Origin of the sequence: Pseudarthrobacter sp. 1C304 (genome assembly GCF_052245515.1) — a bacterium.
GTDB lineage: Bacteria > Actinomycetota > Actinomycetes > Actinomycetales > Micrococcaceae > Arthrobacter.
The window spans coordinates 211,635-225,156 of record NZ_JBQQCH010000006.1 but is presented as its reverse complement, the minus strand read 5'-3'; the positions used below and the strand labels follow the sequence as shown (position 1 = coordinate 225,156).

Genomic DNA, 13,522 nt, shown 5'->3' with positions numbered 1-13,522 from the left:
GGGTACAAAGAAACAAGACTGCTTGCGTCCACTATGTGGTTCCCAACCAACAAACCCGCCACCACGGCGAGATGTTGCACAGGAACCAACAACTGAATAACAACACCACAGTTCTAACATCACAGTTGTAACACCAGTTTTCCCACCCCCACGGGGGACGGGTACAAGGGTTACGGCGGTCATAGCGTGGGGGAAACGCCCGGTCCCATTCCGAACCCGGAAGCTAAGACCCACAGCGCCGATGGTACTGCACCCGGGAGGGTGTGGGAGAGTAGGTCACCGCCGGAACATCATTAGGTCGAGGACCCCAACCACCAGGTTGGGGTCCTCCCGCATTTAACCACCCCCACACCAAAACCAACCTGCGGGAGCATCCACGGCAGGCCCGTCAGATCTGCGGGAGCGTCCGTGGCAAGCCCGCCGGACCTGCGGGAGCGTCCACTGCCGGGCCCGCCAGACCTCCGGGAGCGTCCTGTGTGCCGGCCGCGGGTAAAGTTGATGCCCATGGATAATCTTTTCAGCCACGCAGCCTCTGAAGCCGCCGGGACGGCAGGGCCTGCCCCCGCCGACGATCTCGACCCCGTGGTGTACACGGTGGTGGTGCCGGGCGCCGTCGCCCGTGCCTTTATGGGGTTCACCGAGCACACGCACCTGTGGTGGCCGCTCGAGGAGCAGAGTGTCTACGGTGCAGGCTCCTACGTGGAGTTTGAGGAGAACCTGGTCCTGGAGAGCGCTGACGACGGCCGGACGGCCGTCTGGGGTTCCATTGACGATTGGCAGCCGCCGCTGTCCTTCCACGCCAGCTGGCACCCGGGCACGTCCGCTGTCTGGTCCACAGAGCTGCGCGTCGCGTTCCGGGCGGTGGAGGACGGCACGGAGCTGCGCCTGGTCCACAGCGGATGGGAAGGCGCAGAGGACCCCGCTGCGACGCGGGCCAAGTATGCCGCCGGCTGGCCCGGGGTACTGGACCGCTTCGTCCGCTTTATGGGCGGTTCGGGCGACTGAGGGTATGCGGGTCAGGCTGGCGCGGACGTTCCAGCCCAGTTGCCGTGGCCAGCCTCGGGCGGCCGCCGCAGACTTCCGCGGATTGTTGGGCTTGCCTGGCCGCCGGTTAGGGGACCAGACCGAGTAACTGGGCGGGAGGGCAGCCGCGAACCCTAGAGCAGGGGCGCGGAGTCCTCGGGCGGCACGGCCGTGCTGGTGCGGATCACAAAGCGCGTCGGGTACTCCGTGTCGGCATCCTCCGGGTCCCCGTCGCCGTCGAGCCGCGCCAGCAGGCGCCGGACGGCCAGCGCACCTTGGCCGCGGGCGTCCTGGTCGATGGTGGTGAGGCCGAACACTTCGCCGAGTTCGTGGCCGTCGATGCCGATCACTGACAGGTCGGACGGCACGCGGAGCCCGAAGTCGCGGGCGGCGAGGATGGTGCCGATGGCCATCTCGTCCGAGGCCGCGAACACCGCCGTCGGCCGTTCCACAGAGCTGCCCAGCAGGCGCCTGGCGCTGGCGTACGCGCCCTGGATGGTGAAGTCGGCGGAGACCTGCCACTCCGGCCGGACCTCCAGCCCGGCGTCCTTCATGGCCTTCTTGAACCCGGCCTGGCGGGTTCCCGGCAGGCGGAAGTCCTGATCGTACGCGGCGTCACCGGTCATGTGGGCGATCTTGCTGTGCCCGAGCTGGATCAGGTGCCGGGCCGCAGATTCGGCGATCGCGGAATCGTTGATGCGGATGGTCGAGGCGCCGGGCAGCGGCCCGCCGATCCCGACGATGGGACGGTGGATCGCGAGCAGCTGCTGGATCTCGGCCTCACTAAGCTCCAGCGACACCGCAATCACCGCATCCACGCGTTTGCGCAACAGGAAATCGTTCAGGACGCTGTGCCGCCGGTCCTGGCCTTCGCTGACGTTGTAGAGCGTCAGATCGTACCCGGCGTCCAGCAGCGTCGCCGAGACGCCTTCCACCACGGAGGAGAAGAACCAGCGGTGCACGGACGGAACCACCACACCAACGTTGTGGTTCCGTCCGGAGGCCAGGCTGGACGCGTGGTAAGAGAGGACGAAACCGAGTTCGGCCGCGGCGTTCTGTGCGCGCTCACGGCTGCGGGCGGAGACATTGCCCTTGCCGCTCAAGGCCCGCGAAACGGTGGCGATGGACAGGCCAGCGCGCTCCGCGACGTCCTTGATGCCGGGCATTCTTAGCTCTCCGCGTCCTCGATGTAGATTTCCAGCCAAACAGTTTCCCCTGAGCCTAACTGATGCCCTGAGCCGGAGGCCCCGGATGACCCGGGGCCTTCCCCGGCGGCCTCCGGAGCGCTGCGCAGCAGCACCCGCCCGGCGGGCAGGTCCAGGGGTTCCCGGCCCACGTTCAGCAGCACCAACGTGCTGCCGTTGAGGTATGCCAGGGACGTGTCCGTGCACCAGTCCTCCGCCCAGGCGAGCGACCCCTGGCCAAGGCCCAGGTCCCGCCGTGCGGCCAGCATGCGCTTGTACAGGTTGAGGTGCGACGACGGCGACGCAGCCTGGGCGTCGCGGGCCAGTCCGGCGAAGCTCGCCGGCTGCGGAAGCCACGGTGCAGCGCCTGCGCCGAAGCCCGCGTTGGGCTCGGCAGAACGCCACGGCAGCGGCACCCGGCAGCCGTCACGGCCCAGCCGCTCGCCCCCGGTCCGGGCGAACGTGGGATCCTGGCGCTGGCTGTCCGGGATGTCGATGCCGTCCGGCAGGCCCAGTTCCTCGCCCTGGTACAGGTACGCGCCGCCGGGCAGGCCCAGCATAAACATCGAGGCCGCTGCGGCCCGCCTGCGGCCAAGGTCCTCGTCCGGCTGCGGGTCGGAACTGCCGATCCCGTCGCCGTCTCGCGGTGCGTGCCCGTCATAGCCGAACCGGGTGGCGTGCCGGACCACGTCGTGGTTGGACAGCACCCAGGTGCTGGGGGCTCCGACGGCGTCGAGCGCCGTCAGGGACTCGGTGATGATCCCGCGCATGCGGTGGACGTCCAGGCCGGCGTGCAGGTAGGGGAAATTGAACGCCTGGTGCATCTCGTCGGGCCGCACCCAGTCCGCCAGGCGGGGGAGCGGGTCCACGTTCGCTTCGGCGCAGAGGATGCGGTCCGGGCCGTACTCGGCCAGGATCCGCCGCCACGTGCGGTAGATGTCATGCAGCGCCGGCTGGCCGAACATCGGGGCGTCATGGCCGGGGAAGCCGTCGCAGCTGTTCCCGTCGGCACGGCCGCCCCACTCCGGCAGGCCGGGGGCCTTGACGAGGGCATGGGCAACGTCCACCCGGAAGCCGGCCACACCACGGTCAAGCCAGAAACGCAGGACCCGCTCGAACTCCTGGTGCACGGCATCGTTGTCCCAGTTGAAGTCCGGCTGGGAGGTGTCGAACAGGTGCAGGTACCACTGGCCGGGTGTTCCGTCCGGTTCGGTGATCCGGGTCCAGGCCGGGCCGCCGAAATGGGATTCCCAGTTGTTGGGCGGCTCGTCGCCGGATGTCCCGTGGCCGTCGCGGAAAATGAACATGTCCCGCTCCGGGCTGCCGGCAGGCGCCGCCAAAGCCGCCTGGAAGCCTGCGTGCTGGTCCGAGCAGTGGTTGGGAACCAGGTCCACAATCATGCGCAGGCCAAGTCTGGTGGCTTCGGCCATCATGGCGTCAAAGTCCGCCAGGGTGCCGAACAGCGGGTCGACGTCGCAGTAGTCGCTGACGTCGTAGCCGGCGTCGCGCTGCGGCGAGCGGTAGAACGGGGACAGCCAGACGGCGTCGATCTCCAGTTCCGCCAGCTTCGGCAGCTCCGCGGTAATCCCGGCGAGATCGCCGATCCCGTCACCGCTCAGGTCCCGGAAAGAGCGCGGATACACCTGGTAAATGACGGCGGAACGCCACCAGCCGGGGAGGTGGTCTGGGGGGTGCACCGGTGTCAGGGTGCCGGCAAAGACGCCGCCGTGCGGCAGGGCCGGATCGGCGGGGGCGAGGAGTGCTGAGTCAACGGACATGCCGGTAATCGTAAGGCCGGACCGGCCAAAATGAAAACGCTTCCATAAAAATGAATAGCGCGTCGTCTCTGCCTCTCCCCGGGTCAAGATTCCGCAGGGCTGCGCCGCAGGCCCGGCATCGCGCTGAAACCGGGCCGCCCCCGGGATTCACTGCTGCCGGGGGCGGATTCGGCCTTGTCGGTTACTCGCCGGTAGAGTGACTTTGCAAACGCGGACCAAGCATGTAACTTGGAAGCGCTTGCAGCTGTGAGCCACATCACCGACGATGCCACCAGGCCCCCGGAGTCTTCACCAGAGCCCTCGGACGGAGCCTTCAGCGTGGATGCAGCATTCATGAAAGGGACACCAATGAAGGTGCAGAACACCCTCACAACCGGGACCAGCCGCCGTGTATTCACGGCCGGCGCGATCTCCGTAGTCGCCGCTCTGGCGCTGAGCGCCTGCGGCGGGGCAGCCGCCACCGCTCCGGCCACGGCCACCGCCAAGCCGGACCTCAAGGCCTCCGGGGCCAGCACCATCACCATGTGGGTCGACGCCGAGCGCTCGCCCGCACTGAAGGACATCACCGCCAAGTTCCAGGCCGACACGGGCATCGAAGTGAAGCTCGTGGTCAAGGACTTCGCAGCAGTCCGCGACGACTTCATCACCCAGGTCCCCACTGGCAAGGGCCCGGACCTGATCGTTGGCCCGCACGACTGGGTAGGCAAGTTCGTCCAGAACGGCGTCATTGCCCCGGTTGAGCTCGGCGACAAGGCCGCCGACTTCCAGGATTCCTCCATCAAGGCCATGACCTTCAACGGCTCCGTCTACGGCGTCCCGTACGCGATTGAGAACATCGCACTGCTCCGCAACACCGACATGGTGCCGGCAGCTGCCAAGACCTTCGATGAGGTCATCTCCAACGGCAAGCAGGCTGTCGCCGACGGCAAGGCCGCCTTCCCGTTCCTGGTGGGCATGGACCCCAAGCAGGGCGATCCCTACCACCTGTACCCGCTGCAGGCCTCCATGGGTTCCCAGGTCTTCGGCAAAGCTGCCGACGGCGGCTACGATCCCAAGCAGCTCCTGATCGGCGACGCCGCCGGCGTCGAGTTCGCCAAGAAGCTGGCCGCCTGGGGCGACGCCGGCGAGAAGATCATCAACTCCAACATCACCGGTGACATTGCCAAGGAGAAGTTCCTGGCCGGCGAGTCCCCGTACTTCCTCACGGGCCCGTGGAACGTGCCGGATGTCCAGAAGAAGGGCATTAAGTTCGCCGTGGACGCGCTGCCCACCGCCGGTGACAAGCCGGCCCAGCCGTTCATCGGCGTGAACGGCTTCTTCATCAGCTCCAAGAGCGCCAACGCCCTGGCCACCAATGAGTTCGTCGCGAACTACCTCACCTCCGAGGCCGCGCAGGATTCCATGTACAAGGCCGGCGGCCGTCCGCCGGCGCTGAAGGCATCCTTCGAGAAGGCCGCCAGCGATCCCGTCGTCGAGGCCTTCGGCAAGATCGGCGCCACCGGCGTCCCGATGCCGGCCATCCCGGAAATGAGCGCCGTCTGGGCTGACTGGGGAGCCACCGAGCTGGCCCTGATCAAGGGCCAGGGCGACCCGGCCGCCGACTGGGCCAAGATGGCCGAGAGCATCAAAACCAAAATCGCGGGCTAGTTACCGCCCCGGTTCCTGAGGTTCCGCCACGAAACCGTGACGGACCGCAACGGACCACACCGCACCGGGCCGGGCGGCAGCCATGCCGCCCGGCCCGTTCCTGCACCGCCACCAGCTGCTCCCCAAGGACTGTAGACAGCCATGACAGACACCGAACTCCGCCAGGCCGGCACCCCGACCGCTGCAAAGGCCACGGCAACAGCCTCGGACGGCGCCCCCGGCAGCCCGGGCAGACAGCGCCGCCGCTTCGGCCCCGACACCACCAAGGGCACCGTCGCCAAAATCGTGCTGCTGGGCCTGGTGGACGCCCTGGCCGTCTACGTCCTGATGATGCTTTTCCTCAGCCAGTCGTGGGGTGCGCTGGCAGTCTCCTCCGCCGTCGTCCTGGCCATCAACTGGATCTACCTGCGCAAGGGCGGGCTTCCCGCGAAGTACCTGGCGCCGGGCGTCCTGTTCCTGCTGGTGTTCCAGGTGTTTGTGGTCCTGTTCAGCGGCTACATCGCCTTCACGAACTACGGCGACGGGCACAACAGCACCAAGGATGACGCAATCGCGGCCATCCAGCTCACCGCGCAGAAGCGGGTTCCCGATTCCCCGGCCTACAAGGCCGCCGTCCTCGCCAAGGACAACTCCTTCTACCTCCTCTTCACCGACCCGGACGGCAAGGCCTCGCTCGGCAACACCGAGACCCCGCTTGAGGAAGTCCCCGACGCCGGCACGGACTCCACCGGCAAGGCCAACGCCGTGGACGGCTACCGCACGCTGACCTTCCAGGAGATCGTCGCGAACCAGCAGAGCATCCTCGCCATCACCGTGCCGGTCTCCGACGACCCGGCCGACGGGACCCTGCGCACCGCTGACGGCAGCAACGCCTACCAGTTCAAGCCGGCCCTGACGTACGACGCCGCCGCGGACACCTTCACCGACACCGAGTCCGGCACCGTCTACCGGGACAACGGCAAGGGCGCCTTCGCGGACGCCAACGGCGAGACCCTCACCACCGGCTGGAAGATCGACGTCGGCATGGAGAACTTCGCCCGTGCCTTCACCGATCCCAGCCTGCGCGGGCCGCTGTTCGGCGTCATCCTCTGGACCTTCACGTTCGCCATCGCCTCCGTGGCGCTGACCTTCGCGCTCGGGCTCTTCCTGGCCATCACCTTCAACCGCGAGGACCTGCGCGGCAAGAAGGTCTACCGGATCCTCATGATCCTGCCCTACGCCTTCCCCGCGTTCCTGTCCGGGCTGGTCTGGTCCGGCATCCTCAACCCGCAGTTCGGCTGGCTCAACCAGACCCTGCTGGGCGGTGCCACGATCGGCTGGCTCACGGAGCCCACCCTGGCCAAGATCAGCGTGCTGGTGGTCAACCTCTGGCTCGGCTTCCCGTACATGTTCCTGGTCTGCACCGGCGCCCTGCAGTCGCTGCCCACCGAACTGGACGAAGCCGCCCGGATGGACGGCGCCGGCCCCTGGCGGGTATTCCGCTCCATCAAGCTGCCGCTGCTCCTGGTGTCCATCGCGCCGCTGCTGATCTCGTCGTTCGCGTTCAACTTCAACAACTTCAACGTGATCTTTATGCTCACGGGCGGTGGCCCGCGGTTCGCCGACACGGACCGGGACATCGGGGCCACGGACATCCTGATCACGCTGGTGTACAAGGTGGCGTTCGGGCAGGGCACCGGCCGCGACTACGGCCTCGCCAGCGCCCTGGCCATCATCATCTTCATCATTGTGGCCACCGTTTCGGCCATCAGCTTCAAACAGACCAAAGCACTCGAGGACGTGAACTCATGAACGGGTCAGCACCAGGCACCGTCGCCACCACGCCGGCTCCGTCCGGCCCCGACGGCGGGGCACCTGCCGGCACCGCCGACGTCGACCGTCTCCGCGCGCTGCAGCGCCGGCGCCCGTTCGGCGTCTGGTTCAAGGACAAAGGCTGGCGGCACCTCGTCGGCATCGCCGTGACCCTCTTCGCGATCTTCCCGCTGCTCTACGTCCTGTCCGCGGCGTTCAACTCCACCGGCACGCTGGTGGGCTCCAACGCCCTGTTCAGCCGGATCGACCTCGGCAATTTCACCGAACTGTTCAACAACCCCTCGCGGCCCTATGCCCGCTGGTTCGTGAACACCATGGTGGTGGGCGTGGTGACGTCCGCGGCTACGGTCTTCCTCGGCGCCATGGCGGCGTACGCGTTCTCCCGGATGCGGTTCAAGGGCCGCCGGATCGGGTTGCTGAGCCTGCTCCTGCTGCAGATGTTCCCGCAGCTGCTGGCCGTCGTCGCGATCTTCCTGCTGCTCAGCGGCATCTCCGAGGTGATTCCGGCGCTGGGACTGGGCAGCCAGCTGGGGCTGATCATGGTTTACCTCGGCGGCGCCCTGGGCGTGAACACCTACCTCATGTACGGGTTCTTCAACACCGTCCCGCAGTCCCTCGACGAGGCCGCCAAGATCGACGGCGCCAGCCACACGCAGATCTTCTTCGGCATCATCATGCGGCTGGTCACACCCATCCTTGCTGTGGTGGGCCTGCTGTCCTTCATCGCCATCTCCGGCGAATTCGTGATCGCGTCCGTGGTGCTCACCGACCCGGAGAGCCAGACCCTCGCCGTCGGACTCTACTCCTTCGTGGCGCAGCAGCGGTCCGAGAACTGGGGCGTCTTTGCCGCCGGTGCGGTGCTCGCCGCCGTGCCCGTCATGGCGCTGTTCCTCTACCTGCAGCGCTACATCGTCAGCGGCCTCACCCAGGGATCGGTGAAGGGCTAAGCATGACGGTGCCGGGTATGACCGGGCCGGGCAGCACCCCGATGCGCTTGACCGGGCCGCTGCCGCACCACGACGGCTCTGCCCTGCACGCCCCGCAGCAGGCGGACCTCGGCGTCCAGGCCCTGCTGCGGGTCCGGATCCCGGCCGGCTGGGGACGCGCCACGCGGGTGTGGCTCCGCTCCATCCACGACGGCGAGCCCCGCTATACGCCCTGCACCAACCTGGGCAGCGCGGACGGCTGGGTCTGGTGGGAGGCGGCCATGACGGTCACCAACCCGGTGGCCCGCTACCGCTTCCTGCTGGAAGTCCCGGACGGGCCCTTGGAACCAGACGGCGGCCCGGCAGGCGGCGCGGCCCGCAGCCAGGCAGACAGCGAGGCAGGCAGTGCGGCAGGCAGTGCAGGCGGCCGCCTGCGGTACTGGAGCCTGAACGCGCAGGGCCTCTTCAACCGGGACGTCTCCGACTACGCCGACTTCCGCCTGGCCACGTTCCCGGCGGCGCCGCAGTGGCTCCGCACTGCCACGATGTACCAGGTCTTTCCGGACCGGTTTGCCCGCTCCACCGCAACGCTGGAGGCCGGATCCCCGGCAGCGCCCGGCAGTGATCTCCCCGGCAGTGATCTCCCCGGCAGTGATCTCCCAGAAAGGGGTTTCCCGGAGTGGGCCGTGCCCTGCAGCTGGGACACCACCGAGGTGCAGGGCACCGGCCCGCAAACCCCGTACCAGTTCTACGGCGGGGACCTCGGGGGCATCACCGAAAAGCTGGACCACATCCAGCAGCTCGGGGCGGACGTCATCTACCTGACGCCGTTCTTTCCCGCGCGCTCCAACCACCGCTACGACGCCTCCACCTTTGCCGCCGTGGATCCGCTCCTCGGCGGGGACCAGGCCCTGGCGGAGCTTGTCGCCGCGGCCCACGCCCGCGGCCTCAAGGTGATGGGCGACCTGACCGCCAACCACACCGGCGACGCCCACGAATGGTTCCGGCGCGCCCTCGCCGAACCTGACTCCGAAGAGGCGGGGTACTACCACTTCCACGAGGACGGCACCGGGTACGAAGCCTGGTACGGCGTGGCCTCACTGCCCAAGCTCAACTGGACCTCGGACGCGCTCCGGGAACGGTTCGTCCTGGCAGACGACTCACCCGTCGCGCGGTGGCTCAAACCCCCGTTCAACCTTGACGGGTGGCGGATCGACGTCGGCAACATGACCGGGCGGCTCGGCGCCACGGACCTCAACCAGGACGTGGCCCGGCTGATCGCGGGACGCGTCCGGGAGATCAACCCGGACGCGGCGCTGCTGGCCGAAGCCACCAACGACGCCGCGCCGGACTTCACCGGTGAGCACTGGCACGGCGCCATGACGTACTCCAACTTCACCCGGCCGCTGTGGTCCTGGCTGGCCGGGGACGCCGCGCACGTCAATTTCTTCGGCACCCCTTTGCCCGGCCCCAACCGGAACGGCGCGGAGGACTTCCTGGCCACCCATCTCGACCTGGCGGCAGCCTTCAGCTGGGATGTCCGGCAGCAAAACATGAATGCGCTGAACAGCCACGACACCGCCCGCGCCGCCACCGTGATGATCGACGGCGGCCAGCTGCTCGGTGCCGTGCTGATGTTCGCGCTGCCCGGCGTCCCCGTGGTCTTCGCCGGCGACGAATTCGGCCTTGAGGGGCACAACGGGGAAGCATCCCGGACGCCGATGCCCTGGAACGACCCGGCCCGGGTCCGCACCGACCTGCGGGGCGATTACGCCGCGCTCACCGCGCTGCGCCGGAACCAGCCTGCACTGACCGGAGGCGGCATCCGCTGGCTGTATGCCCACGGCGACGCCATGGCGTTCATTCGGGAAACGGGCGACGGCTCCGTACTGGTGGCCGTGGCGCGGGCCGCGGCGGAGGTGGTGCTGCCGGCCGGAACGCTCACCGGCGCCCAGCTGGCGGCCCTGGCGGAGGCTCCGGCGTACGCCACCGGCCCCGTCGACGCCGTCCGCATGGCTCCCGGGCAGGGCAGGGCGGATGCCGCACCGCCAAGCGCCCTGATCTGCACCCGGGGCGCCGCGGCCGCCGTCTGGGTGCTCCCCGGCACCCCGCGTCCCCAGCCCGCCGCCGGCCGCGCCTGACCGGCCGGATCCGGGCCATAGACTGAAACCCGGATTCGAACGAACGGGAGACCGCATGAGCATCATCGACGAGCTCACCTCTGCCCTGGGCGCGGCGAAGATCGCCCTGGACGCCCCCACCCTGACCACCTATGCCGTGGACCAGGCCCCGGTGCTGGACTACCAGCTGCCGCTGGCCGTGGTCCGGGCCGAAACGGTGGAGGATGTCCAGGCCGTGGTCCGTGCCTGCGCGGCCCACGGCGTTCCGATCGTGGCCCGCGGCGCCGGGACGGGTGTCTCCGGCGGCGCGCACGCGAGCCAGGGCTGCATTGTGCTGAGCCTGGAACGGATGAACCGCATCCTGGACCTCAGCCCGGACGACGAGACTGCCGTCGTCGAACCCGGCGTCATCAACGCCGACCTCAACGCTGCCGCCGCCGTCCACGGGCTGATGTACGCCCCGGACCCGGCAAGCTTCAAGGTCTCCACCATCGGGGGCAACGTGGCCACCAACGCGGGGGGACTGCGCTGCGCCAAGTACGGCGTGACGCGGGACTCGGTGCTGGCCCTCGATGTGGTGCTGGCCGACAGTTCCCTCATCCACACCGGCCACCAGACGTTCAAGGGCGTCGCCGGCTACGACCTCACCGCACTGTTCACAGGCTCCGAGGGAACCCTGGGGATCGTCGTCGGCATCACCGTCCGGCTAAAGTACCTGCCGCAGGACGTGCACACGGTCGCAGCGTTCTACCCGGACTTCCGCAGCGCGGCGGCGGGCGTCCTGGCGGTCGGCAAAGCACGGGTGCAGCCGGCCATCATGGAGCTCCTGGACAGCGGCACCCTGGCCCAGCTCGACGCGATCCACGGCTCCGACCTCGCCGCCAGGGGGCGGTCCCTGCTGCTGATCCAGACCGACGGCTTCGGCGCGGCGGCGGAGGCTGCGGCGATCCGCCCGGTCCTGGCAGCGGGCGGCGCGGTGGTGACCATGGAGGCCAGCGCCGAGGCGGAGCAGCTCGTGGAGCTGCGGCGCAACAGCCGGGGAGTGGAGGTCGACGACGAGTACCGGGTGGGTGAGGACGTGGCCGTCCCGCGTTCCCGGCTGGTGGACTACGTCGCGGAGCTGGAGGCCATGGCGGCGGCGTACGGGGTCAGCCTCAAGGTGGTCGCGCACGCCGGCGACGGGAACCTCCACCCCACGTTCTGGGTGGACCGGACCGACGCCGCTGTGGACTCCGACGCCATGGAGCGGCTGGGCGCGGCCCTGGACAAGTCCATCACCGTGGCCCTCGCCATGGGCGGCACCATCACCGGCGAACACGGGATCGGCCAGTTCAAGCTGCGCTGGCTGGGGCTCGAGCAGAAGGAACCCGTGCGCGAACTGCAGCGCCGTATTAAGGAACTCTTCGACCCGGCCGGGATCCTGAACCCCGGCAAGGCGATTTAGCGCGTCTGTGCTGTAGGGCGTGCCCCTAGTCGTCGGCGTCCGGGTATTCGTCGATGGACTCGTCCGCGCCGTAGCGGGATTCCTCATTCTCCACTTCGAGGATCTTGAGCATTCCCGTGTCCGGGTTCAGCATGATGGCGGCCTCGTCCCGGCGGTGGCGGAGCTCGGAGTCGATATAGGACTGCACGGCTTCGGCCAGCGGGATGTGCCGGTTCTCCTTCTCCGACATGTACCAGCGGTGCTCCAGGATCTCGTGCACGGCTTCCGCCGGCTCCAGCTTCCCGGACAGATCGCGGGGGATGGACCGGACCACGGGTTCGAAGATCTGGCTGACCCACAGGTGGGCGCTGTATTCCTCGTCCATGCCGGGGTTGTTGTCCGCGCGGAAGGAGTCCATGTCATTCAGGAGCCGCCGGGCCTGGTTCTCCTGCGCGTCGAGCCCGGTGAGGCGCAGCAGCCGCCGCTGGTGGTGGCCGGCGTCCACCACCTTGGGTTGCAGCTGGATGGTTGAACCGTTCTGGGTGGTCTTGATCGCGTATTCCTCGACGTCGAACCCCAGTTCGTTGAGCCGCCGGATACGCGCGGCCACACGCCAGCGCTCGCCGATTTCGAACGACTCCTTCTCGGTCAGCTCGGTCCAGAGGCGCCGGTAGCTGTCCATGATGAGCTCACTCGTGGCCACCGGGTCCACTTTTTCCTCGATGAGGCCGCCGTCGAGCAGGTCCATGAGTTCACCGGCAATGTTGACGCGGGCGATTTCCAGGTCGTATTCGCGCTGGCCCGTGGAGAGATCGGGATACAGCTCGCCGGTCTCCGCGTCCACGAGGTAGGCGGCAAACGCGCCGGCGTCGCGCCGGAACAGGGTGTTGGACAGGGACACGTCGCCCCAATAGAAACCGATCAGGTGCAGCCGGACCAGTAACAGTGCCTGCGCATCGATCAGGCGGGTGAGCGTGTCCTTGCGCAGCATCTGCGAGAACAGGGCACGGTACGGCATGGAGAACTTCAGGTGCCGGGTCACCAGCACGGGGTTCAGCGGCCGGCCCTCCGGCGTGGTGCGCCCCGTGATGACGGCCACCGGCTCCACGCAGGGAACGTCCAGCCGGGCGAGCTTGCGGAGCATGTGGTACTCATGGCGGGCCACGTGCTCGGAGGTTTCCTTGATGGCGATCACCGAACCGCCCAGGTGGGCGAAGCGCACAATGTGGCGGGAGATGCCGCGGGGGAGCGCGGCGAGGTACTCCGCCGGCCAGTCCTCGAGGGCGATGTGCCACGGGAGGTCCAGGAGCTCCGGCTCGGTGGCGGCGGCTGTGATGCTCAGGGAACTTGACGCCATGGCCTTGCTGTCATTGGCGCTGGCGGCCTCGAACCGGGGCAGTTTGCCGATCTGACCGTAGTCGGTGGGTTCGTCGTGCCAGTGGGCGCCGTTGTCCTCGGTGCTGGAGTTTCGCTCGGTCATAAACCAATTCTTCCGTACTCAGGGCGGCGGCCCTAACGAAGAGGTGCTGCAGGGCAAGTTAACGCCCGACGGCGGCCCTCCAATGGGGAGGACCGCCGTCGGACGTCATACGGTGGCAGGGCCGGTGGG

General features: G+C 68.2%; 9 protein-coding genes and 1 rRNA gene. 7 read left to right on the top strand and 3 right to left on the bottom strand.

What is annotated here, in order from left to right:
- Positions 1-171: 171 nt before the first annotated feature.
- A 5S ribosomal RNA gene (gene rrf, locus ACTWQD_RS13375) occupies positions 172-288 on the top strand.
- A 216-nt stretch (positions 289-504) separates the two neighbouring features.
- Positions 505-1,005 carry an SRPBCC domain-containing protein gene (locus ACTWQD_RS13370; RefSeq protein WP_443196604.1) on the top strand — a complete coding sequence of 167 codons (501 nt, stop codon included), beginning with the start codon at positions 505-507 and terminating at the stop codon, positions 1,003-1,005.
- A 152-nt stretch (positions 1,006-1,157) separates the two neighbouring features.
- Here the strand turns inward: ACTWQD_RS13370 and ACTWQD_RS13365 are convergent, their stop codons facing one another.
- Positions 1,158-2,189, bottom strand: coding sequence for a LacI family DNA-binding transcriptional regulator (locus ACTWQD_RS13365; protein WP_443196603.1), 1,032 nt, complete (start codon positions 2,187-2,189; stop codon positions 1,158-1,160).
- A 2-nt stretch (positions 2,190-2,191) separates the two neighbouring features.
- Entirely contained in the window at positions 2,192-3,985 is a 1,794-nt protein-coding gene (locus ACTWQD_RS13360) for a glycoside hydrolase family 13 protein (protein WP_443196602.1), read from the bottom strand.
- A gap of 348 nt (positions 3,986-4,333) precedes the next feature.
- On the opposite strand from ACTWQD_RS13360, the gene ACTWQD_RS13355 reads away from it, so the two are divergent.
- From ACTWQD_RS13355 to ACTWQD_RS13335, 5 genes are all read left to right on the top strand, one after another.
- On the top strand, positions 4,334-5,632 hold the full coding sequence (locus tag ACTWQD_RS13355) for a sugar ABC transporter substrate-binding protein (protein WP_443196601.1): 1,299 nt from the start codon (positions 4,334-4,336) through the stop codon (positions 5,630-5,632).
- 141 nt (positions 5,633-5,773) lie between these two features.
- Positions 5,774-7,423 (top strand): ABC transporter permease subunit, encoded by a 1,650-nt coding sequence (locus ACTWQD_RS13350; protein WP_443196600.1) that lies wholly within the window; start codon positions 5,774-5,776, stop codon positions 7,421-7,423.
- Entirely contained in the window at positions 7,420-8,391 is a 972-nt protein-coding gene (locus tag ACTWQD_RS13345; RefSeq protein ID WP_443196599.1) for a sugar ABC transporter permease, read from the top strand. The genes ACTWQD_RS13350 and ACTWQD_RS13345 overlap by 4 nt, the downstream gene beginning before the upstream one ends.
- Positions 8,392-8,393: 2 nt before the next feature.
- Positions 8,394-10,511 carry a glycoside hydrolase family 13 protein gene (locus tag ACTWQD_RS13340; protein ID WP_443196598.1) on the top strand — a complete coding sequence of 706 codons (2,118 nt, stop codon included), beginning with the start codon at positions 8,394-8,396 and terminating at the stop codon, positions 10,509-10,511.
- A 55-nt stretch (positions 10,512-10,566) separates the two neighbouring features.
- Positions 10,567-11,934, top strand: a complete 1,368-nt coding sequence (locus tag ACTWQD_RS13335; RefSeq protein ID WP_443196597.1) for an FAD-binding oxidoreductase — start codon at positions 10,567-10,569, stop codon at positions 11,932-11,934.
- A gap of 25 nt (positions 11,935-11,959) precedes the next feature.
- Here the strand turns inward: ACTWQD_RS13335 and ACTWQD_RS13330 are convergent, their stop codons facing one another.
- The gene (locus ACTWQD_RS13330; RefSeq protein ID WP_443196596.1) at positions 11,960-13,393 is read right to left on the bottom strand and encodes a DUF4032 domain-containing protein; all 1,434 of its coding nucleotides are present in this window, start codon (positions 13,391-13,393) and stop codon (positions 11,960-11,962) included.
- Positions 13,394-13,522: the final 129 nt, after the last annotated feature.